Genomic DNA, 24224 nt, shown 5'->3' on the forward strand with positions numbered 1-24224 from the left:
GCTGTGGATCCTCACGCTTGGCTGAGCTCAACCCTCAGTGCCGTCGCCAACGGCCATCAGCAGGGTAAGGTCGTTGAACTGCTTCCATGGAACTTCGCTGCAGAGGTGTGACCGGCACACCGCTTACCGAGGAGGATCTCCCGGACCTGTTTCGGATCATTGCGGATGCTGTCGTTCATCTCGGAATCCCTACGCCGCAGCATATCCGCGCGGCCTTCAGATATTGTGTTGGAGTGGATGTCGGCCTCGATGAAGCTGAGGGGCTCACCGGCTACTCGCTCTTTGACCTGACGCTCGCCGCTTCTCGGGGAAAAGGCTGGCGCCGTGTTCTCCAGGCGGTTTCGACAGAGACGGCTCATGATGAAAAGTCGGGCGCCAAGTTGGAGTTCCGTCTGGAGGATCTGGCAGGTCTCGGTGAGGCCGCAGACTGGGGCAGGGAGCTGGCGCGTGATCTTGCTGATTGGCGAGGCGGAAAGCTGCCTTGGTCCGAGGTGGACCGTGGCGTCCTTGTTGCCGGGCCTCCGGGAACCGGCAAGACGACCTTTGCCAAGGCCCTCGCGAACAGTTGCGGCGTCAATCTGGTAGCTGCCTCGCTGGCTCAATGGCAGGCGGCAGGTCATCTGGGCGATCTGTTGAAAGCCATGCGCCGTTCATTCGCGGAAGCCAAGAAGAAAGCGCCATGCATCCTTTTCATCGACGAATTCGACGCTGTCGGCGACCGGGCCACGGCCCGCGGAGACAACGCCCTTTACATCATCGAGAAGATCAATGGTCTGCTGGAATGTCTCGACGGCATCGACGGTCGCGAGGGTGTCGTCGTGGTCGGTGCATGCAATCACCCTAACCTGATCGATCCGGCGCTCCTGCGGCCGGGGCGGCTGGAGCGCACCGTCCGTATTCCGTTGCCGGATGCCGCCGCCAGGGAGCAGATCCTGAAATGGCATTTGAATGGCTGTCTCAGCGGCGAGCCGATCCGGGATATCGCTGATCGGATGGAGGGCTGCTCTGGCGCGGATATTGAAAAGCTGGTGCGTGACGCTAAGAGGATCGCTCGCAGGAATGGCCGGGCACTGTACCTTGATGATCTGACAGTTCTTCTGCCGCAGAGGATCCAGTTTGATCCTGAGGACTTGAGACGTATGGCCGTGCACGAAGCTGGACATGCCGTCGTACATGCGGCTGTAGGGGACGGTGAAATCGTTCGGCTGTCGATCTATCCCGATTACGTACCGAGTCGTTCCCGCGGAGAGGCCGGAGCACTTTCAATCCGGATCATGAAGCCGAAATGCAGCACCCGAAAGGATCATGAAGCGCAGCTGATGGTGCATATGGCAGGCCTCGCAGCGGAGGAGCTCATCTTTGGCGCCTTTTCCGACGGTGGTGGTGGTGTGCCGCAATCGGATCTTGCCTTCGCAACACAGCTGGCAACCGAAATGGAGGCAAGCGTCGGCCTGGGCGACAGTCTCGTCCAGCTTCTGAATTGCGGGTCGAGCCGCGTGCCCGATCTCCTGCTGAGAGACCGCGTACTGCGGCGCCGGGTGGAGGAGACGCTGGAAAAGGCCTTCGAGGGCGCCCGGACAATTCTCGTGGAGAAGGGAGCGACCCATCAGGCTTTGGTAGAGGCGCTGCTGGAGCGTCATGACCTTCAGGGAAGCGAGGTGTTGGAGATTATTTCCGGGGCCAAACAGCACTACCGGACGGCAGTGTGATCGTTCCGGCTCGGCGAGGCCTCGACATTGAAAACAAAAACAAGCGCCGGGGGGCACCCCCGGCGTTGCTTAATGCGCTGATCCTTGACTTTTATGCAGCTGAAACCAAGGTCGACGGGCGATAAATGCTCGCATGAGTGGAGCGAGCAATGGGCGATCGTCGGAACGTCTTCGTTTCGTGGAGATGATCGCCCGACGCAGCGAACTAGGCGATGTAGGCCGCAAGGGCCTGGTAGCCGCGTACGGAGTGGGGCTTAGTGACGCTCAATGAGCACCCGGGCAATTGCACGAACTAAGCCCGCTTCCCCCTCATTCCCCTTTTCCCAACTGGATCCTCGTACCAAGGTGCAGGCTCTTTCGCGTCAACGAAGCTCAGCAGCCGGATCGGCTTTGGTTCCAGATGCCCGGTCACGACCGGATATCGTGACAAGAGGTCTTTGAGAAGCGGAAGCCCGGCAGGGTTGGTGTAGCGGATGGTTGTCTGGCTCGCGCCGTCGCGGCCGTGAATGTCCTCGATCAGTTCAGGAGAGACGCCGTTCTGCTTTAGTGTATCCGCATGCCCGTGACGGAGGGCGTGAAGGACGCGGAGCCAGTGTGGCCCGCCTTTTGCGGCATTGGCGACAAAGAGCGGATTGAAATTCTTGTAGAAGCGATCGCCCGGATCGGCATTCTTGCGATCGAATGGATTGCAGAGTTCGGGGAAGAGCGGCCGATAGCCGAGCGACCGGACCTTTTCGACATAGTCCAGAAATCCGAGGCGGAGCATCTCGGGAGGAGCTGGAAGCATGCGGGCTGATTGCGGCGTCTTGAGGCTGCGGATTTCATTGCTCTTGATATCGATGGCCCAGCCTGACGCCGTCTTGACCACATCGTCGACCGTCAGTCCGGCGGCTTCGGCCCGGCGCGTTCCCAGATAGACGAGCATCATCGGCAGGAAGTAGAGCGAGTTATGGATTGTCTCGGAGCCGCTCAGAGCCATTTCAACCTCTGACACGCAGCCCGAAAAGACCGGCATCTGGAACATCAATTCGGTTTTGTCCGGCCCGGGTTTCGGCGTGAGAGACGCCAGTTCCGAGGCGCGCTTCTTCGATGGGCGCAAGCCCTTCATTTCAAATGAAACAATGGAGTGACCGCGTGCGGCCAGAAAGTCACGGAAGGTCTGGAGGTTGCCCAGATGCTTGCGGATCGTCTGCGCACCCAGACCGACCCTGGCGCCGCTGTCGTCGTCCGCCTCTTCAAGCATCTTCTGGCCCAGGGCGCGGAGTTCCGGCACGGACAAGGACCGCAGTCTTGAGCTCTGGCCGTAATTGGTCGGAACAAGGCTGAAATAGTCACGCAGGGCGGCAAGATGTGCCTGACGGATCTGGCCGGAGTGCTCAACACCGTTTTCGACGAGGATGTCTATGAACATCCGTACGACAACACCGACGTCACTCGCGGTTTCCGGTCTCCATTCCTTGCGCTTGTTGCGCAGAAGAATGTCGAATTTCTCGAGGAAGTCGGCGACAGGCAGATTTGCAGGACTTTCATCGGCGACGATTTCCCCGTCTTCGATGATCTTGGTTTCAACCGTCCGCGGCTCTGACGTGGCGGGCAAAGCCTCTTGCCGAGCTGCGGCATGAACCGCCGCGGGTTCCAGCACAGGCTGAAGAGAAAGTGGCTCATCGCAAGGGATTAGCTCGCGCGCGATTGGCTCCGGTTCTGGTTTTTCTGTCGATGGATAAAGCGATTGCGTGTTGAGGAGAACGTCCGCCTTGGCACGGAAGATCTCACTCCGGGCGCGCTCGATATTGAGTCTTGTGACGTCGAGGCCGACGTCGCCCATGTCGTCCTTAAGTGGTTTTTCGAACAGGTGCGTGCGGGCGAACTGCCGCTCCTGTCGGTAGGTCTCCGCAATGACCGGAATGAAATCGACGGGGACATTGTGCTGGAGGAGGTGTCGTCGTCCAGGGCAATCAACGTCGAACGACAGATCAGTCGCCGTGCCAAAGACCTCAAGCAGGCGGAACGCCCAGCCGTTCATCAGGTCTGCTTCGAGATGATAGGACTTGTGACTGGTGCCGGTCGCTTTTGACGCGGTGACGAGATCGTCCATCATCTCGCACATGCGATCGATTTCCGCCTTGAACAGCGCCTTCAGAGCGTCTTGTCGTGATGTCCCCAAGTTCCGCCGAAACCTCATTTCTGAGAGCATGGTGTTCAGGCGGCGTGCCATGAACCGTGCCCGGTGGTGATCCGATTGTCTCAGGCTGAATGACAGCTTCTGGTTAAGGTCGGATTGAGAAAGGCTACTCGGGAGGCGAGGGCGCCAGTACCAGATATTTCCACGGCGAAGGAGATTTTGAACGTCGTGTCGACGAGCCATAGCCCAGTATCCTTGAGCCAGACGGCGCTCATGGGCATCACGTCTGGGGACCAGTTTTGGGCATCACTTGGTCAAATCGACTGAGAATGCGGATTTCTTGATCCGATTATCTCAATGATATCAATAACTTGGAAGGGCGTTGGCTGGGGAACCTGGATTCGAACCAGGACTAACGGAGTCAGAGTCCGTGGGTCTACCGTTAACCTATTCCCCAGTAGACGCTGCGGCTGCTGTCCGCGCCGCGATGTGAGGGGCTTATAGCTGCAGGTTCGGACGGGATCAACAGGCTCTTGCAAAAAGTTTTGTCGCCTGTGGATGACTGAGGGATGACAGTCGTGAGGTGCCAGACCGCCGCAAGGGGCGGCTCGCTTTGCGGTGCAAGCCGGGTGACGCCATTTCGCGCAGATGCCGGCCCGCGCTGTCTCGCGGTGCAGCAAGCGCTGGCCCGCAGGTGTCCTTTGCGTGCGCGGGGGCAACCTGTTACACTTTCGTCAACAACACGATCAGGCGCGCCCGGCCCATCCGGCTGAGGCTGCGCGAAAAGGACATCGAAGTGGACGACTCGGGTCAGGACGCCCCCGGCACAGGACGGGGGCAGGCTGGCGCGGCGTCGCCTCCCGTGGCAGCCAATGGGCGGCCGCGTTCCAAGAAGCGTCGTCGCCAGGGCAAGGGACCTGCCGGCGGCGGACGGGGAGGCGAATCCGGTGCTCCGGCACCGAAGCTGCAGGCGGAAACGTCTTCGGCGCCGCGTCCGGCGCAAAAGAAGGGCAAACGGCGCAACCGACCCAACAGGGCGGAGCGCCGGGCCGACATGCTGGGGGATCCAGGCGCTGTTGCGCCGCCCGCAGAAGCCCGAACCGGGCCAGGACGTCGCCAGGGCAAACGCCGGGGCGGCGCGAAGTCGTTTGCTGTGACTGGTCGGCAGGAGCAGCCGGAACGTCCGCAGCAGGCTGGCTCGCACAGGGGCGAGGGGCGATCGGCCCATGCCCAGCCGGCTGGCTCGGTTTCTGGCTCTGGCTCTGGTTCTGGCAGTGCCTCTGGGTCTGGTGGCGTCTCCTTGCTCGCCGGACCTGATCCGGCGGTGTTGGGCGTCGCGGCGATCCGGTCATCGGACGCCGGTTCGGGCGGATCCGGCCACAATACCCCGGGCAACCGGCGTCGCCGGGCGCGCGGGCGGCCAAGCGGTCATTTTCGCGCCGATTCCCAGGGCGGGGCACCCGCGGGGGGCAGCGCTGCGCCTGGCACCCCGGGTAACCAAGCCGAGGGTTCTCTTGCCCCTGGTTCCCGGGTCCCTGGTTCTGAGGCCCCTGGTTTTCATGCCCCTGGTTTTCAGGGGGACGCCGGCTCAAGGTCGTCCGTTTTGCCGGTCCGGGCGGGCGCAGGTGGACGGAACGTCACCCGGGAGCATGCGCCCGATCACGGCATGTGGCGCGGTTCCGGTGCCGTTCCAGGCGCCAGTTCCGGCAGTGTGTCCACTGTTTCTGGCCGCGCGCCCGACAACCGGCTTTATGCTGCGCTGGACCTTGGGACCAACAATTGCCGCCTGCTGATCGCCCGCCCGGAAGAGCGCGGCTTCAAGGTGGTTGATGCCTTCTCGCGCATCGTGCGGCTTGGCGAGGGCGTTGGCGCCAGCGGGCTGCTGTCCGATGCGGCGATGGACCGGGCCATCGATGCACTCGACAATTGCCAGCGCAAGCTGGTCGAGCGGGGCGTCTCGCGGTTCCGGCTGATCGCCACCGAGGCCTGCCGGGCTGCTGGCAACGGCGAAGAATTCATTGCCAGGGTACAGCGGGAAACCGGGCTGGCGCTGGAGATTGTCAACCGCGAGACCGAGGCGCGGCTTGCGGTCGCCGGCTGTGCGACGCTTGTCGACCGGGAGGCGGAGGGGGTGCTGCTGTTCGATATCGGCGGCGGCTCATCTGAAATCGTCTGGCTGGACCTGCGCAACCGGGGCAACGCGCGAGGCTATGCGCTGACTCGTTTCATCCGGGCCTGGACCTCGTTGCCCGTGGGTGTTGTCAATCTCGCCGAACGCCATGGCGGCATGCATGTGACGCACGAGATCTTCGAGGACATGGTCAATGATGTCTCCGAGCATCTGCAGGGCTTTGCCGTCGGGTCTGCCTTGAATGAGGCGATCGATGCCGGACAGGTGCATATGCTGGGCACCTCCGGCACGGTGACAACGCTGGCCGGGGTACATTTTGGTCTCAGGCGTTATGACCGGCGGCGGGTGGATGGCGCCTGGCTGGCCGATGAGGATGTCGCGGCGATGATCGAGAAGCTGAGGGCGATGTCCTATGACGAGCGGATCGACAATCCTTGCATCGGGGCGGACCGGGCCGATCTGGTGCTGGCCGGTTGCGCCATTCTCGAGGCCATCCGTCGGCGCTGGACCTGCTCGCGGCTGCGGGTTGCGGACCGGGGCCTGCGCGAGGGAATTCTGACGGAACTGATGGCTGCCGACGGCGTCTGGTCGCGCGGCAACCGGCCCCAGCGGGGGCAGAAAGGAAAGACATGACCGACGGCAAACGCGGTTCAGGCGAGCGCGGCCTGCATGTGCGCGTCAAGACGGCGGCCAAGCGGACGGTGTCCTCGACCCGCTGGCTCGAACGCCATCTCAACGACCCCTATGTGCGCCGGTCCAAGATGGACGGTTACCGCTCGCGGGCGGCCTACAAGCTGATCGAGATCGACGACAAGCTGGGCCTCCTGAAGCCTGGCGCCCGGGTTGTTGACCTTGGGGCAGCGCCCGGCGGATGGTGCCAGATCGCAGTCGACCGGGTCGTGTCCTCGCCGGACACCCCCACCGTCGTCGGCATCGACTATCTCGACATGGACCATATTCCGGGCGTGACCTTTCTCAAGAAGGACTTCCTTGACGAAGATGCGCCGGATGCTCTGCTCGCCGCGCTTGGCGGGCACAAGCCTGATGTGGTGCTGTCAGACATGGCGGCACCGACGACGGGGCACCGGCAGACCGATCACCTGCGCACGACTCACCTGTTCGAGGTGGCGATCCAGTTTGCGCTGGAGAACCTTGCCCCTGGTGGCGCGTTCCTGGCGAAGGTGTTCCGGGGCGGGACAGAGGGGCAGCTTCTGGCGCTGCTGAAGCGCGATTTCGTTTCGGTCGCCCATCTCAAGCCGCCCGCCAGTCGTAAGGAAAGCCCGGAACTTTACGTCGTTGCCAAGGGTTTCCGCGGTAAAAGTGCCCCTGGCACTGTCTTTGGACGCGGCGACGACGAGGACATGTGAGCCTGTCCAATTGGCGGGGTCTTAACTGCAATCCGGGACTGATGGCGCTTTGATCTTTTCAAGGTGTCACCTGCGTGTTATTCACCCGCGCCAACTTCTCCGGCAACGCCGAAGCACACTTCGTCGCCGTCATCCCCGGCAAGGGATGGCGGATTTCGGGCTTTCTCAACAGGGGATTTGGCAATGGCCACTTTTTTCGTTCCGGCAACAGGCGCAGAGGCGCTCACCTTCGACGATGTGCTGCTGATCCCGGGGCACTCCGAGGTCATGCCGGCGCATACCGACCTGCGCACCCGCGTTACCCGGTCGATTGAGCTGAACCTGCCGATCCTGTCCTCCGCCATGGACACCGTCACCGAGGCGCGTTTGGCCATTGCGATGGCGCAGGCCGGCGGCATTGGCGTCATTCACCGCAATCTCAGCCTTGACCAGCAGGCCGAGCAGGTGCGCCAGGTGAAGAAGTTTGAAAGCGGCATGGTGGTGAACCCGGTCGTCATCGGGCCGGACGCGACCTTGAAGGATGCGCTGGACCTGATGAAGGCCTATGGCATTTCCGGCATCCCGGTGGTCGAGAACGGCGGCCTCGGCGGCCAGTTGACCGGCCGGCTCGTGGGTGTCCTGACCAACCGCGACGTACGCTTTGCCACCAATCCGGATCAGCCGGTCTTCGAACTGATGACCCGCGAGAACCTTATCACCGTGCGGGACACGGTGAGCCAGGAAGAGGCCAAGCGCCTGCTGCACCAGCACCGGATCGAAAAGCTCCTGGTGGTCGATGATACGTACACCTGTATCGGCCTGGTCACGGTGAAGGACATCGAGAAGGCGCAACTGAACCCGAATGCCTCGAAGGACGACCAAGGCCGCCTGCGCGTTGCCGCCGCGACCTCCGTCGGCGACGAGGGTATGCAGCGCGCCGAGCGCCTGATGGACGCTGGCGTCGATCTTCTGGTGGTCGACACCGCTCACGGCCATTCGGCCCGCGTGCTGGCGATGGTCAACGAAGTGAAGAAGATGTCGAACACCGTGCAGGTGCTTGCCGGCAATGTCGCCACCCGTGAGGCCACCAAGGCGCTGATTGATGCTGGGGCTGACGCCGTGAAGGTCGGCATCGGGCCGGGCTCGATCTGCACCACCCGCATTGTGGCCGGTGTCGGCGTGCCGCAACTCACTGCCATTCTCGAAGCCTGCGACGAGGCGGCCAAGCATAACGTGCCGATCATCGCCGACGGCGGGATCAAGTATTCCGGCGATCTGGCGAAGGCCCTGGCGGCCGGCGCTGCCGGTGCCATGATCGGATCGCTGCTGGCCGGAACCGAGGAAAGCCCGGGCGAGGTCTATCTGCACCAGGGCCGGTCCTACAAGTCCTACCGCGGCATGGGCTCGGTCGGTGCAATGGCGCGCGGCTCGGCGGATCGCTACTTCCAGGCGGAAGTGCGCGATGCCCTGAAGCTGGTTCCCGAAGGCATCGAGGGGCAGGTGCCCTACAAGGGCCCGCTGTCCAGCGTGCTGCATCAGCTGGCCGGTGGCCTGCGGGCGGCGATGGGCTACGTTGGCGCCAAGACGCTGCCGGAATTTCAGGAGAAGGCGCGGTTCGTGCGCATCTCCGGCGCTGGCCTGCGGGAAAGCCATGCCCATGACGTGACAATCACGCGTGAAAGCCCGAACTATCCGACAAATATCTGACGGGTAGAGCCACAGGTGACCGGGATGGGCGCCGTGGTGCCCGCCTGAAACACTGGAGCAATGACATGAAAGATGGTGGACGGATCGCCGCGGCCATCGAAGTGCTGGGCGAGGTGGAAAGCCGCCGCCGCCCGGTGCAGGATGCGCTGAAGGACTGGGGCAACGCCCACCGTTTTGCCGGGTCTGGAGATCGTACGATCATCGGCAACCTGGTGTTCGATGCCCTGCGGCACAAGCAGAGCCTCGGCTGGCAGATGCAGGACAGCAGTGCCCGTGCGCTGGCGCTGGCGACTTACGCGCTCAACTGGCAGCAGGGTCTGGCGCGGCTGGAAGAGGTGATGGCCGATGACCGGCATGCGCCGGAGGCGTTGAGCGAAGCCGAAAAGGCCGCGCTGACCACGCCGCGTGCGGACGCGGCGCCCGATGCCATCGCCGCAGACGTGCCGGAATGGCTTTGGCCGGCCTTTGCCGCCGCGCTTGGCGACAACGCCGTCGCCGAAGGCCAGGCACTGGCGCGCCGGGCCCCCATCGACATGCGCGCCAACACGCTGAAGGCGTCACGGGACAAGGTCCTCAAGCGCCTCGCCCATATCGAGCTGAAGGAAACGGCGCTGTCGCCGTTCGGCCTCAGGGTCGAGCCGAAGCCGGGTGCGGCGCGTCTGCCGCATGTGCAGGCCGAGGAAGGCTATCGCAAGGGCTGGTTCGAACTGCAGGACGAGGCAAGCCAGATCGCGGCCCTGGTGGCTGGGGCAAAGCCGGGTGAACAGGTGCTGGATTTCTGTGCTGGTGGCGGCGGCAAGACGCTGGCGCTGGCAGCCCTGATGGAAAACCGCGGCCAGATCTATGCCTATGACAATGATCGTCTGCGGCTGGCCCCGATCCATGAGCGGCTGGCCCGCGCCGGCGCCCGCAATGTGCAGGTCCGCGATCCGCGAACGGGAACGCTTGAGGATCTGGAAGGTCAGATGGACCTCGTTTTCGTCGACGCGCCTTGCACGGGAACCGGCGTCTGGCGCCGGCGGCCGGATTCCAAGTGGCGTCTCAGCGAGAAGGCCCTTGCTGACCGGATCGAGGAACAGGCACGGGTGCTGGATGCGGCGGCCCGATTCGTCAAGCCGGGCGGCCGGCTGGTCTATGCCACCTGTTCGATCCTGGATGCGGAAAACCGCGGCCAGATCGAGGCCTTCCTTGCCCGGGACGCGCGCTTTGCCCGGAGGTCTGCGGCGAGTGCATTTGCTGCAGCGCTGCCGGGCAAGCCGATGCCTGCTCACGTCAGCCCGGAAGGTCATGTCCTGCTGACACCTGCCTCCACAGATACGGACGGCTTCTTCCTTTCGGTTGTGGCCCGGACGGTCTGATTTTTGACGAGCGAGCGCGGCCTTGAACGCCGCGTTTCGATTTTGGAACTTGTGAGGCAAGCACGAAGCCGGCGCAGGCGGCAGAAGCTGCGGTCGATGGCACGTCATGAACTGAGGTGCCGGTTGTCGCTCCGGTTTGACCCGGATCAGCCTTGATGCGTCTCAGCCGCGTCGATACCTGTAGCGCCTTCGTCCTCAGCGGTGTCTGGCGCTGCCATATGGGCCTCGGACTGCAAGGGGGGCAGTTCTACCCCGTCGTCGTCAGGATCATTCCCCAGAACCGAGGGAGCCGTTGCATGCGGCGACCAGACAAGGTCCGGCATGGGCACGGTGCGGTGACGTTCAATGACATCGCGAACCCAGTCCGGCACGCTGCGGCCATTGGCAATGGCAGTCAGGATTTCACGGGCGGCCAGGCGTTCGCCCATGGCGGCAAGAGCCGCCCCGACCGCATTTCCGGCATCGCGGTTGTCGCTCTGATCGGTCCAGGCGTCGTCGGCATGTCGCAAGGCCGCGCGCAAGTCGCCCGCCTTGCGGGCAAGCAGCGACAGTCGAACCTTGACCCCGGCATCCCCGGGCTCGAGGCGCAGCGACGTCTCATAGGCATTGCGGGCCGAAAGGAGATCGCCCTGGGCTGCCAGGACGTCCGCCAGGCAGGTGAAGGCCTCGGCCGAAACGGCTCCGGACAGGGTGGCCCGCTCGGCCAGGTCGCGCGCCTCGTCAAGACGACTGCGTTTCAGCATGAGACGCGACAGGCCGGTGAGGGCAGGGGCATAGCCTTCGTCGATGCGCAGGGCTGCTCGATAGGCCGCAATGGCGGTGCCCGGACGAGGATCGGTCGTCGTTGCATCGCCGAGCAGGGTGAGCGCCGGCGCACTTTCCGGCATCAAGGCAGCGAGCCGCGCCGCAAGTCCCTGCGCCTCGTCCAGATTGTCTTGCCGGATCAGGATGCTGGCCAGGCCGTAAAGAGCATTGTGATTGTCCGCATCCTCTGCAAGAGCGGCACGAAATGCAGCCTCCGCATTGGTCAGATCTCCCAGCAGGAACTGGCAGTTGCCAAGGTTGGCGCGGGCGCGGGTGTGATCGGGATGGGCAAAGAGGATCTTGCGCAATTGCGCCGCAGCGTCCTCGAGCTGACCATTGCGCATGGCTTCGGTCGCCTGAAGATAGGCGTCCTCGACCTCCTCCTGGGATCGGCGCGCGCTTTCGAGGCTCGGCACGGGAGGTATGGTCGCTGCCTGAGCTTCCAAGGCAAGTTCGGCAGCAGTCCGAGTTTCTGGATCTGTCCGGCCTTTTGACGGACACGTCTCGGCAGCGCTGTCCGCTGCGCGCGCAACCTCTGTTGTGGACATGTCGGCCGTAGTCATGGCGAAGGACCGTTTCCCCTCTTAATCGGGCCTGGGACCTGTCTGCAGAGCCGGGTCTGCCGGCGGTACTACACCTGACCGCAGCTGTGTGCCTGCCCCGAGTGCCTGTGCATTGCCCTGGAACTCAGACCGAATCGTCCTTGCCGCGTGTGCGGTAACCATATCCAGTCTGGTGCCCCGGGTCAAAAGCTGCCCTCGCTATGGGATAGTCGGTGGCTCGCGATGCCCGTGAAAGCTGTGGAGGAGCTGGAACTGCGACGCGCAAGATCTTTTCACTTGAAGTGAAATTGATATGACATGGGCTGTATCCGGCTTGGTTGCTTGCGTTGGGCAGGCGTGATGTCCGGAAATGTGACCAGGATGGTAACCGGGACAGCCCGGGGGAGACAAGGATGGCGGCCAAGGGCGGCAAATCGGCAGCGGGGGCGACAAGCGCCCCGGCACAGGTCAGCCTGTTCGACAGCGAGCCGGCGATCGGGCTCGACAATTTCCTGCCGCTGAAGATCCTGGCCACGGCTCGCCTCGTCGAGCGGCGCCTGGTGAAGGCGCTGCAGGGCGATCATGGCATCGCCTTGCCGGAATGGCTGGTCCTGTCGGCACTGATCGAGACAGGGGAGGGGTCTGTCCGGGACCTGGGCGCGCGGACCGGGCTGGATGCGGTCGCCATCAGCCGCGCGGCCATGCGGCTGACGGACCGAAAGCTGCTGAAGAAAACCGAAAACCGGCAGGACCGCCGGCTGGTCGTGCTGAAGCCGACCAAGGCCGGGCGGGATCTGGCCGGGGAAATCGGACACAAGCTGGGGCCGCTCGAAGGCGAGATATTCAAAGGGCTGGGCGCGTCGGATCGCATCCGGCTGGCCAGTCTGCTGGCGGCCTTGCAGACCAAGGATGGCGCCTGAACGCGACAGGTCAGGCCAGGGCAGGCGCGCCTGCGCGGTTTGCCTGTTGCAGACGTCAAGAATCCGGTTCAAATCCGTCAGATGTCAGAGTAGAAGCTGCCCATGACACAGCATGATCGCCTCCTCATCATCGACTTTGGCTCGCAGGTGACGCAGCTCATCGCCCGGCGTCTGCGCGAGCTGAATGTCTACTGCGAAATCCATCCGTATCAGAAGGTCACCGACGCCTTTCTCGCCGCGTTCGCCCCGAAGGCCGTGATCTTCTCGGGCGGGCCGGATTCGGTGACCCGCGCGGGCTCGCCCCGCCCGCCGCAGTCGGTCTACACACTCGGCGTGCCGATCCTCGGCATCTGCTATGGTCAGCAGACCATGATGCAGGACCTCGGCGGCATGGTCGAAGGCGGCAAGATCTCCGGCGGTGGCGGCACGGCTGAATTCGGCCGCGCCTTCGTCACGCCCGCTGGCGACAAGCTGCCGCTGCTCGACGGCTGGTTCGAAGGCGAGCGCGAACAGGTCTGGATGAGCCACGGCGACCACGTCAGCAAGATCGCGCCGGGCTTCGAGGTCTATGGCGTGTCGCCGAACGCGCCCTATGCCATCACGGCCGATACCTCGCGCAATTTCTATGCGGTGCAGTTCCACCCGGAGGTGCACCACACGCCGAATGGCAAGAAGCTTTACGAGAATTTCGTCCGTCTGGCCGGCTTCTCCGGCGACTGGACCATGGGCGCCTACCGCGAGGACGCGATTGCCAAGATCCGCGCCCAGGTTGGCGACAGACAAGTGATCTGCGGCCTCTCCGGCGGCGTCGACAGCTCGGTTGCGGCCGTGCTGATCCATGAGGCCATCGGCGACCAGCTGACTTGCGTCTTCGTCGATCACGGTCTTCTGCGCCAGGGCGAGGCGGAAGAAGTCGTCACCATGTTCCGGGACAACTACAACATCCGTCTCATTCACGCGGATGAGCAGGAGCTGTTCCTCGGCGCGCTGGAAGGCGTGTCGGACCCGGAAGTGAAGCGCAAGACCATCGGCAAGCTGTTCATTGACGTGTTCCAGAAACACGCCAACTCGATTGATGGCGCCGAGTTCCTGGCGCAGGGCACGCTCTATCCGGACGTGATCGAGAGCGTGAGCTTCTCGGGCGGCCCGTCGGTGACGATCAAGAGCCATCACAATGTCGGCGGACTGCCGGAAAAGATGGGCCTGAAACTGGTCGAGCCGCTGCGCGAGCTGTTCAAGGACGAGGTTCGTGCGCTTGGCCGCGAGCTGGGGCTGCCGGAGAAGTTCATCGGCCGTCACCCGTTCCCGGGGCCGGGCCTCGCCATCCGCTGCCCGGGCGAGATCACCCGCGAGAAGCTCGCCATCCTGCGCAAGGCGGATGCGGTCTATATCGACCAGATCCGCAAGCACGGTCTCTATGACGAGATCTGGCAGGCGTTTGTCGCGATCCTGCCCGTGCGCACCGTTGGTGTGATGGGCGACGGACGCACGTACGACTTTGCCTGCGCGCTCCGGGCCGTGACCTCCGTCGACGGCATGACGGCGGACTACTACCCGTTCACGCACGAGTTCCTCGGCGAAACCGCGACCCGCATCATCAACGAGGTCGAAGGCATCAACCGCGTCACCTACGACATCACCTCGAAGCCCCCGGGCACCATCGAGTGGGAATGATTCAGGCTTATCGGGGGGTATCCGACCTTATGCCGGAATGCGGAACACGAGCCGAAATGTATAGCTGAGGATCTCGCAGCCTTTTGTCATCTATCGCCGGGTTTGCCTCCGGAGTGTCGGTGTGGCTGATGCTATGGTGCACCTTGTCTCCGCCGAAAACCGCATAGACCGTCAGACGCTAGTGAGCGTCTGACGGTCTATTTTTCGCTTAACATGCTGAGAAAGCTAGAAAACGCCTGCCGGTAGGTCCATTTGGGGCCTGATATTGTAATGGGGCGCCCTCCGGTCAATTTTGACCGATTTGGCGGGCGCGGATGCCGTCATCAAAGCGCTGAAATCAAAAGACAAGTTATACAGGACCGTGGGCCGTGGCGGTTGACGCTGTGATTGCGGTCATTATCCCCATCCGGCAGCGCACGTTTGCCGCCGAATGAAAGGATTTCTGTCCGGTGTAGCCTTAGCCGTTGCCCTGCTGGATCGCGAGCGGCCGGGCTGCCGGCGCGCCGGCTTCTACGGGTACCAGATCTTCGGTCTTGCCGCGGATGTTGCGGTAGCGGGAGAGCAGGGGGGAGACGACCGGCATCGTCAGCATGGTCGAGCCGACGGCCATCAGTAGCAGGGCGGTGAAGGTCGTCGAGGTGATGATCTCTTTGTCGAGCAGGATGTTGGCGAAGATGATCATGATCAGGGCTTTGGTCTGGAGCAGCCAGCCTATGATCGACGCTTCGCCCGGTTCCCAGCGCAGCAGCCGGCCGGCGATCTGCACGCCGATCAGCTTGCCGGAGACGGAGGCGACGAGCAGGAGCCCTGCGGCGGCCAGCACGCCGACGCCGCCCATGTCCCAGCTCGTTCGCAGGCCGGTCGACAGGAAGAACACCGGCATCACCGTCATCAGGACCGTCCCTCGGAAGGCGTCCATGTGCTCCAGCTTGTACCAGCGGCTGTCCAGCACGGCGCCGGAGAGGAAGGCACGGACCATGTAATGCAGCCCGGCCCAGTTGGCCGCAAGGCCGCAGGCAATCAGCCAGATCAGCCCGAGGATCCAGCGGTCCCGCTCTCCGGACGCGGCAATAATCCTGCGGGCGAGGAGGGCGGCGGGGATGAAGACGAGCAGGAAGCCGGCCTGTCGCGTTACCCGCTCCCAGTCGAGCAGGATCAAGGCCAGAACGGCCCAGATGGCCACGTCATCAAGGCTGGCATACCTGAGGATGCGCTGGCCAAGGTTCGAGCGCAGGATGTCCATGTTCTCCATGAACAGGACCAGGATCGGCAGCGCGGTCACGGCACAGGCCATTCCGATGCCGAGCAGCACCTGCCAGTAGGCTCCGCCGGGTCCGATCCAGCCGTCCGTGGCCAGCAGCATGGCGGCAGCCCCGGCCCCAAGCCCCAGCGGAACGATGAGCGCGAGCAAGGCGACTGTGCCTGTTTCCCTCCGCTTTGCCCAGGCTTCGTGCAAGTCGAGTTCGATACCAGCAATCCAGATGAACATCATCACAGCCCACCAGGCGATGCCGTTGAGGGCGGTGATGACCTTGTCCGTGAAGACCAGCGTGTAGACCTCCGGCAGTGCCGCGCCCAGAACGCCGGGCCCGAGCAGGATGCCGCCGACGATCTGCACCACGACCAGCGGCGCCCAGCTGCGCTGCCCGAGCAGGCGCCAGGCCAGATAGGGCAGGGTGAAGATCACCAGCAGGGCCATGAGAAACAGTTCGGTGATCGGGATCTGCATGTCTGACTCCGGGCAGGGAAGCGCGATGCCGGGTATCCCCCGGCATCCGAATTGCGGGACGAACTGTCTGTCGACCTGCGGCCTACCAGCTCGGGCTCAGCGCAGCCAACCGGGCGCGGGCGGAAGCTAGCGAAGCTGCCGCAGCCTCCGGGCCACCCCACATGTTGCCGGCCGAGACGGCCTCCGACTGGGTGACGCCCATGAAGCCGAAGATCTGCCGCAGATACGGCGTCAGGTGATCGAAGGGCTCAGTTGGAGTGCCGGGCTGGTACTCGCCCGCGCTGGACCAGACGATCATCAGCTTCTTGTCGGCCGACAGGAGCGGTCCGAAGCCGGTGGCCGGGTCGAAGGAGAAGGTCTTGCCGACACGGATGATGAGATCGACATAGGACTTCAGCGTCCAGGGCAGGCCGAAATTGAACATCGGGGTGGCGATGACGATGTGGCTCGCCGCATGCAGGTCGGCGATGGCCTGATCCGAGGCAGCGAGGCGCTGGACCTGATCCGGCGTGCGATTCGTCTCCGGCGTCATGTTGGCGGCGATCCAGGCCTCGTCCGGCCCTGCGATCACATCCCGGCCCAGGGCACGCTGGCGCAGGTCGGCGTCCGGATTTGCCTTGTGCCAGTCGGCAATGAACCCGTCAGCTAGGGCGGCGCTGGTTGAATCGACGCGGGGTGAAAAGCTCAAGGAGAGCAGAGTCTTCTTCATCGAACTGTCCTGTCTTGGGGGAAGATTTCCGTCCGCGCGAGGGCAAGGGCGGCAGACACGGCAAGGTGGTCGGCACCCGGGCCCGCGACGATCTGGACGGCACGCGGCAAGCCCTCCGGCCCGAGGAGAACCGGGGCGATGGTGGCGGGGTTGCCGAGTACGTTGAACACGGCGGTTGCGCCGATGTTGAAGGGATGGCGGAAGGCGTGGCCATGGTGCGGCGCAGGTCCTGGCACCGGGGGGCATAGCAGCAGCGCATTTCCGGCAAGCATATCGGCCAGCTCGTCTGAGAGAGCCTGACCCTGGTCGCGCCAGCGCCGCCAGAGCCTGGGGCCGGTTGGATCAAGCCTTGCACTCCAGGCCAGCAGCAGCGCGGCAGTGGTGTGCTCGCCGCGGCCAGTCAAATGGCGTATGGATTGGCGGAGAAGCGGCAGACGAGTGCCGTCACCAACCAGCTGTTCCATTGTTACGTCAGCGGCACAATGCAGCGTGCCCATCCAGATCCAGAAGGCGCCCTTGAGCAGATCCGTTCGCACAGTCTGCAAACGCGCGCCCGCCGATTGCAGGTGACTTGCGGCCCGCTCGACCGCTGCAACCTGCGCCGGGTCCGTCCGCTCGCTGCCGGCTATGGAGGGCGCGGGCAACACAAAGACGGTGCATCCTTGCAGCTGGGCCGGGGTGGGCCGTGGCAAGTCGGAGGGAAGGGGAGCCTCCAGGCCCGGATGGATCCCGTCCGGACCTGCCATCACCGACAGCAGCGGCCAGAGGTCTGCCGCCTCGCGGCACATTGGTCCGGGGGCAAAGAAGCGGGCCAGGGGCGCGGCAGCCGTATCGGGGCCCCGGTCCAGCGGGACATGCCCCGTGAGCGGAACCATTCCGGCCGTTGGCTTGTGCGCGTAGAGGCCGCAATAGGCGGCCGGGATGCGCACCGAGCCGCCGCCATCCGTGCCGACGGCAACGGTCACCGCGCCTGCGGCGACCAGCGCGGCATCACCGCCCGAGCTGCCGCCGGGGGTGCGGGACTTGTCCATGGGGTGACGGGCGCGTCCGGTGATGCGGTTCACCGTTTCCGGCCAGAGCGCCATTTCGGCCATGCTGCCAACACCGGCGATAACAGCACCAGCTGACCGGAGGCGCTGTACGACCGTGCCGTCCCGTTCAGCGATCCGGTCGCGGTGACGGGCGGCGCCCATCATCCACGGAGCGCCGGCAACCTTCAGGCCTTCCTTGACCGTGACCGGCAACCCAAGCAACGGCTGGCTGACCAGCGCTTCTGGGCCAAGCGCCCGGGCCATCCTGTCGGCGGCCCGGGCCGCGCGGCGGGCCTGATCCGGCAGCAGTCCAGCCAAGGCACCGAACCGGCGCCCGGCGGAGGACAGGCGCTGCAGTGCCTGTTCCGTCAGTTCGCTGGCTGACACTTCCTGGAGGGCGACCGCGACCGCAAGCGGTGCGGCCGCCCCCCTCTGAGCTGCGGGAGGCAGCAAGGATGCTGGCTGGTTGGCTGAAGTCATGCTGCAGCGTCCGCCGTGGGCTTGCGCATCAGGTCCGGGGAATGGGCAGGGGACTTTGCCGGAACGGCATCGTCCGCCGCCAGCAAAGGCGGAAGCTGCCGGGCCCGCTCAGCGGCCTGCCGGCGCTGGACGAGCCGCGACTGGGCCATGCCGATGTGCTTGTTCGGCGCAAAGAGAAAGGCGTGGGTCGGCGAGAACGGGCTCTGGTCGGCAGGCTTGCGGGAAGCAGCCCGCTCATAGGTCCAGGGAACGAGGCCGATCAGGCCCGATCGCAGCAGATCGCCGCCGGCAAGCAGCGTCTGTCCGATCGCGAGCAACCAATGCTGCGGCTTGCCGAGCGGGGCCAGCAGGGCCAGTGCCTTCATCCGCAAATAGGCGCGCTTGCGGAAATAGCGGCTGATGAGGCGGCCACGGGGAATGTCATCCGGCCGGTAGTAGCTGAAAGGCACCGTTGTCTCGTAGAGCGCCGGCGCCCGGCGGATCAGCTCCTGCGGGTCCATGGTCATGGCGAGGGCGTCGAGCAGCTTCGGGAACGGATAGACCGCAGGCTGCATGCCGCGCTTGTAGCGGGGCAGCAGCATCGCGACCTGTCTGGCGACACCGGCGTTCAGAAAGGCGCCGCTCATGTAGTTCGGCACCACGAGGTGGAAATAGCCCATGTTGGCGACGATCAGCGTCCAGGCCATTTTCACCGGGTCATTCATGACCTCGTACCAGTGGCTCCACTGGTCCTGCAGGGCGAGCTGGGCCCGCAGGTGGCCTTCCAGCGCCTCGACATAGCAGGGGGACAGCATCCCGCCACGCGCCTTGCGGATCATGCCGGTGATTTGCGGGATCTGATGCGCCAGATAGGCAATGCCGGCGCTGTTGGCCGGGTCGAAGGTGAAGCCGGCGTCTCCCAGCAGGAACCAGCGTCCATTGCGGTCGTAGTAGCTGCTGGCTTCGTACATGTAGTTGAAGTAGCGGCTGTCATCGAGTTTGCGGCCGCTCAGGATCAGCGCCTTCAGCTGCGGATGGTCGCGCTCCAGCACCTCGCAGAGGCGCTCGAAGCCCATGCGCTTCTCGCCCATGACCTCCGGCCGGTAGGTGATGCCGAAGCTCACCATGTCCTCGCCGGTGTCGCTGCGCATCGGGATGATCCAGATCCAGTAGCCCTCGCCGTAGAAGTGGTGGGTCACGTAATAGGACTCGAAGCAGTGTTGTTTCAGCTTGGCCAGCCGCAACCCGTCAAGAATGCGCCGGTCGAAGCCCTGCAGGCGGAACCAGTAGCTGCAGCGCTGGTAGGGCGGGTCCTGGTGCAGGCCGAACTGCTTGGTGAGGACGCGCATGCGTCCCGAGCAGTCGATGACATGATCGGCTTCGATCTGCCGGCTTGAGCCATCCGCAAGCTGCAGGTTGACCTGTTGCGGCGCGCCGGGCTGGTCCGACAGATCGACACCGGTGACGCGGCCGGTGACACGGGTCACCAGCGGGTCGATCCGGGCATCGAGTTCGGCGTCGAAGCTGTGGCGGTTGAGGTTGTAGGAGGGCAGGCGGATGATGCCGGGGGCCTCGTGCTGGATGTAGTCCGGTGCATCCGGATCTTCGCCGGGGGGCAGGCGGAAGTAATAGGTGAGGCCATACTTGTGCAGGTGGTCTTCCTCGAGATGTTCCCCGAGCCCAAGTGCCTTCATGAACTGGGCCGTCACCTCGACGGTGGATTCGCCCACAACCGGCAATCCCTCAGCTTCCGGGTCAATCACCGTGATTTCCGCGTCGGCCATATCGCGCGCGAGGTACAGGGCCGCCATCTTGCCGGCGAGGCCGCGGCCGATGATCGCGATACGGGTCATGCGAAAGTCTCCTGCAGAAGGGGGGCAACGGCATCGGTTGCGGCCCGGCGGCGGTAGCGCCCCGGCGAGATGAGGCCGTTCGGGTCGAGCGCGCTCTGGACCCTCTCGGCGAGCTGCCAGTAGGCGTCGTTGCCGGCCGTGGCCTCGTCCATGAGGCCGCTGTGGAACCGGTATGGGGGAAACCCGAGACGGCGCCCCTCGGCTATGAGCGCGCGCAGGCATGCCAGCGCCCTGTCGCTGTTGTTCCGGTCGCGCGGGAACAAGAGCGGCACCGTGCTGTCAAAGGCCGAAACGGACAGGGTGGAGAAGGTGATTGGCGCGGCAAAGCCATGCGCGCCGCAGACCCTTGCGACCATGTCGATGTAGCGCCGGGCCGCGCGGCCCTCGATCGGCACGATCGGGGCGTACCAGAGCAGACCGCAGCCGTCGCGGGCCGGATCCCGTCCGCTGTCTGGCATCGCCTCTGGCGCGCCGCCATAGGCAAGCGCCAGGGCAAATTCGCCCGGGTGGCCGGCCAGCATGCGATAGGCGGACCTGACAGGGGCGACGAGCGGGGACAGCGACCGCCCGATGAAGGGCAGACGGGCGAGCGTTTCGGCCAGACGCAGACGCTGGCTGTTGACGAAGGCCAGCCGCGCGGCAACGGGCTTCAGCGCCCGGCGCAACACCTTGCGGCCAGCCCGGACGACGTCTTTGTCGCCGTAGACAACGCCGGTTCCGATCCAGGGCGCGCCTTTCAGGGCTTGGTCGCCAGCCAGGGCGCCGACCCGGGCCGCGTTCATGAGATTAATGCCACCGATGGTGAGACCGCTGCGGGTGAGGAGCCCGCGCATGGCAGCGATGGTGCGTTCCAGATCCGCGTCATCCTTGAGCCAGAACACGAACATTTCGACGGCTGCCGGACGCGGCATCAGTTGCAACGTCACGCTGGTCACCACCGCGCCGCCATTCTGGCTGAACAGTCCGTCGAGATAGGGCCCGCTGCCCCATCGGTATCCGGTGGGTCTGGTCTGGTTCGGGGAGACGCTGAGGAAGGGCGAGCGATAGAGCGACCCGTCGGCAAGAACGGCGGTCAGGCCCAGCACGGCCTGAAAATGGTCGGTAACCGGTGTCATGCCGTAGCCGCGTTCCAGCGCGTTGCCGACGAGGCTGCAGTCCGGTCCCGCGCCGGTGGTCGGCACCATAAACTCTGCGCCTCGCCCGGCCAGATAGGCCTCCAGCTGGCCCTGGGTGACGCCGGGCTCGACGGTGATCACGCCGAGGTCGGGATCGAAGGCGAGAATGCGCGTCATGGAGCTGAGGTCGAACAGCACTCGCGTTTCAGTGCTGGCCGGACGCGCGGTGCCATAGCCCCAGTTGTGCCCGCTCGAGACGGGGTGAATGCTGAGCTTTTCGCGGCGCGCAAGGTCGAGGGCCGCGCGGATCTCGTCCTCGGTCTCAAGCAGCAGCACGAGCGGCGCGGCGGCGGGGTGCGGCCATTCCAGCGTGTCGTGACCGCGCGCGGCGGACCTTTCGGTGCCGGCAAGGCGACCCGCTGTGCCGCTGGTCCGGACCGCCTCGCGGAACCGCTCCAACGCCAAATCGGCCCGAGGGGAGTGTTGCGTCACAACGGGAACCCCAGACCACCCAGCCTCAGGAACAGCCGCATCTGCGCCAGCTCGGCCCGGCGGTGCGCCGACAGCTGGCGCTGCGCACGCGTAAAGGCATCGACCGCGCGCTGGCCCGCCGGACCGGGGGCCGGAGTGCAGGCCACCATCAGGAGCGGGGCAATCACGCTGCGGTGCAAGGCTACGTCCATGCGGCCGAGACGCAGGATCTCCTGGTCGAAGTCTTCCGGGGTGAAGGCGGCATAGAGGCTGGCGCGATAGTCCTGACTGAGCGCGGGCGTTTCCGTCCGGGCGACCTTGCCGACAAAGATCTCGACCGCCTGGCGGGAGCGCAGGCGTCCGAAGTCCATCAGGTAAAGCTGACCTGACGGCTTCAGCACCCGGACGATTGACGAAAAGCAGCGCGACAGGCTGACCCGGTCCGGCAGGTGGTGCAGTGCCATCGAGGACATGATGGCATCCGCCTCATGCAGCCCGAAATCGTCCAGGCGCGAGAAGTCGGCCTCAAGATAGGTGACATTGCGCAATCCAAGCAGCTCGGCCTGCTGACGCGCGGTCTCGAGCATCACGGGAGCGAGGTCAGTGCCAATGAAGGACACCTCCGGATTCCAGCTGGCAATCAGGTTCAGAAGGCGCCCGGAGCCGCATCCCAGATCGATCACCTGATTGCCCGGTGCAACGCGGGCAGAGACTTGCAACGCGTTGTAAAGGTAAGGCCCGAACAGCGCGCCGCCTTCCTCGCCACAGCTGGAGTAGTCCTCCACCGTCTGCACGCCGTTCATGACCAGCTCGGTCTCCGGCGTACGCGGCAATTGCTTGCGCGCCGTCATCTCATGGAACACGGCGCGGGGAAGGTCGAGTGTCATGCGGCACCATCCATCGAGAGGGAGAGGGCAGGGAAATGGCGGCGCAGGGCAGCAGCCTCCTGGTCCTCCATGGCTGTCGGGCAGAGCGAGAACCGCCGCAGAAGGCCACTGACTGCGCGGTCTTCCAAGGGGCCTTCAACGGCGATCGGCCGGCGAAAATCCGGGTGGGCGGAAAAGTCGAAGCGGTCAGACGGGGCGCAGAAAAAATCATAGAAATCGAGCCCTGAGCGCTGATCGACGATCTGTCCACGGTAGATGCGGTGGAAGCGCATCTGCACGCCCGGGATGTCGAGGCGCATTGGCAGCGAGGCGGCATCGCGCAGGCCGGCGTAGTTCTGGACCCGGCCAAGCGGGCGGAACAGCAGCAGGTTCGAGTAGAAGAACCGCGCCGAAGGATGCACCGCGATCATGAGGTCATCGACATGCCGCCAGTAGCGGGCCCAGCGGTACATCATGTTGTAAAGCATGATGGAAAGGCCGGTCCGGCGTTGATCAGAGCGCACTGCGAGCGCCCCCACTTCCGCGACCTTGCGGAACAGCTGGCGCACGCCGGCGACTTCCGGGCCGTGAACCTTCTCCATGGGCAGGCCCAGATCGGAATCCTCGATCAGCGAGAGCGTGGCGAGAATCTGGTCGCACCGCTTGGCGATGAAAGTTGTTGTCGACGGCAGGAGGCTGATGACCTGCAGCCGCATCTGACCTTCGGCGACGATGCCGCGGCGCACGTAGCTCTCCTCCAGCAGCGCGAAGGCGCCTGCCATTTCCTCTTCCGTCGAGACGATCTTGAAGGTCACGTCCGGAAAGGAGATGTCGCTGGCACGGATGCGTCGCATGGCAAATGAACGCATAAGTTGTGGTGGCAACAATGCGAAGTGAGCATTCTTGAAGCGGCCGAGCCGGTCTTTCATGGCTTGTCTCCAACCACTATGTCAGCGAGCGCAGGGCCCGAGTGGTGATCCGCCGGGTCGGCGGACAATCGTCTGTTTCACGCAGCCAGCGCTGACACAGGCTCCTGACCCAGTCGGGCCGGTCCTTGGCCGCGTCGTTGAGCCAGTTGGCGACGGAGTCCTGCGCGTATTTCTCGCCCTCGCGTCGCATTGGCTCCAGAAGGGGCAAGCCCCTGGCCGGGTCCTCGCGCAGGGCTGGGATATGCTTGCACCAGACGCCACGCGGCCGCAGCGCCTCCACGGCAAAACGCCGGATGTTCTCGTCAGCGTCGCCCGTCCAGCCGGCGAGCGCGGCAATCGACAGGTCGAGATCGCGCACCAGACGCGGCCGAACCGCCAACCAGGCCCATTCGCGGACGCCGAAATGTCCGTCCGCGGCGAAAGGCCGGACCATGGTCAGCACATCCGCCACCGCCGAATCATCGTTGTGACGCGCAAGGCCAAACAGGGCCAACCCACGCACGGTGTCGCTGGCATGGTCTGTCCAGGTGGCAAGGACGTCAGCGCCGAAGTGGGCGAGCAACGCCTCGCCGCACAGGGCCATCCGCCGCGAGATGCCTTCTTTCTGAAAGGCCGGAAGTCCGGCACCCGGTGCGAGCGTCTCCATCAGGTCAGTGAAGTCGATCGCCAGGATCTCGCCCAGGTTGGACGCGGCAATTTCGCCGCGCGACAGGGCCGCCTTGCGTTCGGCGGTGAGATCGCCCGCCATG

Annotated in this window: 18 protein-coding genes and 1 tRNA gene; 8 read left to right on the plus strand and 11 right to left on the minus strand. The window is 64.6% G+C overall.

What is annotated here, in order from left to right:
- Window positions 1-3: 3 nt before the first annotated feature.
- Complete coding sequence (locus C8348_RS22630) at window positions 4-111, plus strand: hypothetical protein (protein ID WP_482811895.1); 108 nt, start codon at window positions 4-6, stop codon at window positions 109-111.
- Complete coding sequence (locus tag C8348_RS14485) at window positions 87-1709, plus strand: AAA family ATPase (RefSeq protein ID WP_106754077.1); 1623 nt, start codon at window positions 87-89, stop codon at window positions 1707-1709. Before C8348_RS22630 ends, C8348_RS14485 begins: the two co-directional genes overlap by 25 nt.
- A gap of 292 nt (window positions 1710-2001) precedes the next feature.
- Here the strand turns inward: C8348_RS14485 and C8348_RS22145 are convergent, their stop codons facing one another.
- A complete protein-coding gene (locus C8348_RS22145) occupies window positions 2002-4074 on the minus strand; it encodes a DUF6538 domain-containing protein (RefSeq protein WP_341871592.1) in 2073 nt (690 codons plus the stop codon).
- A 140-nt stretch (window positions 4075-4214) separates the two neighbouring features.
- A tRNA-Gln gene (locus C8348_RS14495) sits at window positions 4215-4288 on the minus strand.
- 696 nt (window positions 4289-4984) lie between these two features.
- Between C8348_RS14495 and C8348_RS22290 the strand changes: the two genes are divergently transcribed.
- From C8348_RS22290 to C8348_RS14515, 4 genes are all read left to right on the plus strand, one after another.
- Window positions 4985-6595, plus strand: a complete 1611-nt coding sequence (locus C8348_RS22290; RefSeq protein ID WP_425270824.1) for a Ppx/GppA phosphatase family protein — start codon at window positions 4985-4987, stop codon at window positions 6593-6595.
- Window positions 6592-7329, plus strand: coding sequence for an RlmE family RNA methyltransferase (locus C8348_RS14505; RefSeq protein WP_106754078.1), 738 nt, complete (start codon window positions 6592-6594; stop codon window positions 7327-7329). The genes C8348_RS22290 and C8348_RS14505 overlap by 4 nt, the downstream gene beginning before the upstream one ends.
- A 183-nt stretch (window positions 7330-7512) precedes the next feature.
- Entirely contained in the window at window positions 7513-9015 is a 1503-nt protein-coding gene (gene guaB, locus C8348_RS14510; protein WP_106754079.1) for an IMP dehydrogenase, read from the plus strand.
- Between the two features lie 65 nt (window positions 9016-9080).
- Window positions 9081-10373, plus strand: coding sequence for an RsmB/NOP family class I SAM-dependent RNA methyltransferase (locus C8348_RS14515; protein ID WP_106754080.1), 1293 nt, complete (start codon window positions 9081-9083; stop codon window positions 10371-10373).
- A gap of 146 nt (window positions 10374-10519) precedes the next feature.
- Here the strand turns inward: C8348_RS14515 and C8348_RS14520 are convergent, their stop codons facing one another.
- Entirely contained in the window at window positions 10520-11593 is a 1074-nt protein-coding gene (locus C8348_RS14520) for a tetratricopeptide repeat protein (protein WP_198647063.1), read from the minus strand.
- Between the two features lie 539 nt (window positions 11594-12132).
- Between C8348_RS14520 and C8348_RS14525 the strand changes: the two genes are divergently transcribed.
- Window positions 12133-12639: a MarR family winged helix-turn-helix transcriptional regulator gene (locus tag C8348_RS14525; protein ID WP_106754082.1), complete on the plus strand. Its 507-nt coding sequence runs from the start codon at window positions 12133-12135 to the stop codon at window positions 12637-12639.
- A 102-nt stretch (window positions 12640-12741) separates the two neighbouring features.
- The gene (guaA, locus tag C8348_RS14530) at window positions 12742-14313 is read left to right on the plus strand and encodes a glutamine-hydrolyzing GMP synthase (protein ID WP_106754083.1); all 1572 of its coding nucleotides are present in this window, start codon (window positions 12742-12744) and stop codon (window positions 14311-14313) included.
- A 457-nt stretch (window positions 14314-14770) separates the two neighbouring features.
- Here guaA and C8348_RS14535 read toward each other — a convergent pair whose 3' ends face one another.
- The 8 genes from C8348_RS14535 to C8348_RS14570 form a co-directional block, all read right to left on the minus strand.
- Complete coding sequence (locus C8348_RS14535) at window positions 14771-16042, minus strand: cation:proton antiporter (protein ID WP_106754084.1); 1272 nt, start codon at window positions 16040-16042, stop codon at window positions 14771-14773.
- Window positions 16043-16124: 82 nt separating this feature from the next.
- Window positions 16125-16751: an FMN-dependent NADH-azoreductase gene (locus C8348_RS14540; protein WP_106754085.1), complete on the minus strand. Its 627-nt coding sequence runs from the start codon at window positions 16749-16751 to the stop codon at window positions 16125-16127.
- Window positions 16748-18262, minus strand: a complete 1515-nt coding sequence (locus tag C8348_RS14545; RefSeq protein ID WP_106754086.1) for an amidase — start codon at window positions 18260-18262, stop codon at window positions 16748-16750. Before C8348_RS14545 ends, C8348_RS14540 begins: the two co-directional genes overlap by 4 nt.
- Window positions 18259-20094 (minus strand): NAD(P)/FAD-dependent oxidoreductase, encoded by a 1836-nt coding sequence (locus C8348_RS14550; RefSeq protein ID WP_198647064.1) that lies wholly within the window; start codon window positions 20092-20094, stop codon window positions 18259-18261. Before C8348_RS14550 ends, C8348_RS14545 begins: the two co-directional genes overlap by 4 nt.
- The gene (locus C8348_RS14555) at window positions 20091-21701 is read right to left on the minus strand and encodes an FAD-binding oxidoreductase (RefSeq protein WP_157950439.1); all 1611 of its coding nucleotides are present in this window, start codon (window positions 21699-21701) and stop codon (window positions 20091-20093) included. Before C8348_RS14555 ends, C8348_RS14550 begins: the two co-directional genes overlap by 4 nt.
- Window positions 21698-22567: a class I SAM-dependent methyltransferase gene (locus C8348_RS14560; protein WP_106754089.1), complete on the minus strand. Its 870-nt coding sequence runs from the start codon at window positions 22565-22567 to the stop codon at window positions 21698-21700. The genes C8348_RS14555 and C8348_RS14560 overlap by 4 nt, the downstream gene beginning before the upstream one ends.
- Window positions 22564-23475, minus strand: a complete 912-nt coding sequence (locus tag C8348_RS14565) for an N-acyl amino acid synthase FeeM domain-containing protein (RefSeq protein ID WP_106754090.1) — start codon at window positions 23473-23475, stop codon at window positions 22564-22566. The genes C8348_RS14560 and C8348_RS14565 overlap by 4 nt, the downstream gene beginning before the upstream one ends.
- 16 nt (window positions 23476-23491) lie before the next feature.
- Window positions 23492-24223: a DNA alkylation repair protein gene (locus C8348_RS14570; RefSeq protein WP_106754091.1), complete on the minus strand. Its 732-nt coding sequence runs from the start codon at window positions 24221-24223 to the stop codon at window positions 23492-23494.
- Window position 24224: the final 1 nt, after the last annotated feature.

Origin of the sequence: Pannonibacter carbonis, from assembly GCF_003012935.1 — a bacterium.
In the GTDB taxonomy this organism is placed as follows: Bacteria; Pseudomonadota; Alphaproteobacteria; order Rhizobiales; family Stappiaceae; genus Pannonibacter; species Pannonibacter carbonis.

What these genes read in the sequence shown, in the direction of transcription:
- C8348_RS14565 (WP_106754090.1), bottom strand. Translation starts at nt 23,475, where the DNA reads ATGAAAGACCGGCTCGGCCGCTTCAAGAATGCTCACTTCGCATTGTTG.
- C8348_RS14570 (WP_106754091.1), bottom strand. Translation starts at nt 24,223, where the DNA reads ATGGCGGGCGATCTCACCGCCGAACGCAAGGCGGCCCTGTCGCGCGGC.
- C8348_RS14535 (WP_106754084.1), bottom strand. Translation starts at nt 16,042, where the DNA reads ATGCAGATCCCGATCACCGAACTGTTTCTCATGGCCCTGCTGGTGATC.
- C8348_RS14515 (WP_106754080.1), top strand. Translation starts at nt 9,081, where the DNA reads ATGAAAGATGGTGGACGGATCGCCGCGGCCATCGAAGTGCTGGGCGAG.
- guaB (WP_106754079.1), top strand. Translation starts at nt 7,513, where the DNA reads ATGGCCACTTTTTTCGTTCCGGCAACAGGCGCAGAGGCGCTCACCTTC.
- C8348_RS14540 (WP_106754085.1), bottom strand. Translation starts at nt 16,751, where the DNA reads ATGAAGAAGACTCTGCTCTCCTTGAGCTTTTCACCCCGCGTCGATTCA.
- C8348_RS22145 (WP_341871592.1), bottom strand. Translation starts at nt 4,074, where the DNA reads ATGGCTCGTCGACACGACGTTCAAAATCTCCTTCGCCGTGGAAATATC.
- C8348_RS14525 (WP_106754082.1), top strand. Translation starts at nt 12,133, where the DNA reads ATGGCGGCCAAGGGCGGCAAATCGGCAGCGGGGGCGACAAGCGCCCCG.
- C8348_RS14505 (WP_106754078.1), top strand. Translation starts at nt 6,592, where the DNA reads ATGACCGACGGCAAACGCGGTTCAGGCGAGCGCGGCCTGCATGTGCGC.
- C8348_RS14545 (WP_106754086.1), bottom strand. Translation starts at nt 18,262, where the DNA reads ATGACTTCAGCCAACCAGCCAGCATCCTTGCTGCCTCCCGCAGCTCAG.
- C8348_RS14485 (WP_106754077.1), top strand. Translation starts at nt 87, where the DNA reads ATGGAACTTCGCTGCAGAGGTGTGACCGGCACACCGCTTACCGAGGAG.
- C8348_RS14560 (WP_106754089.1), bottom strand. Translation starts at nt 22,567, where the DNA reads ATGACACTCGACCTTCCCCGCGCCGTGTTCCATGAGATGACGGCGCGC.
- C8348_RS14550 (WP_198647064.1), bottom strand. Translation starts at nt 20,094, where the DNA reads ATGACCCGTATCGCGATCATCGGCCGCGGCCTCGCCGGCAAGATGGCG.
- guaA (WP_106754083.1), top strand. Translation starts at nt 12,742, where the DNA reads ATGACACAGCATGATCGCCTCCTCATCATCGACTTTGGCTCGCAGGTG.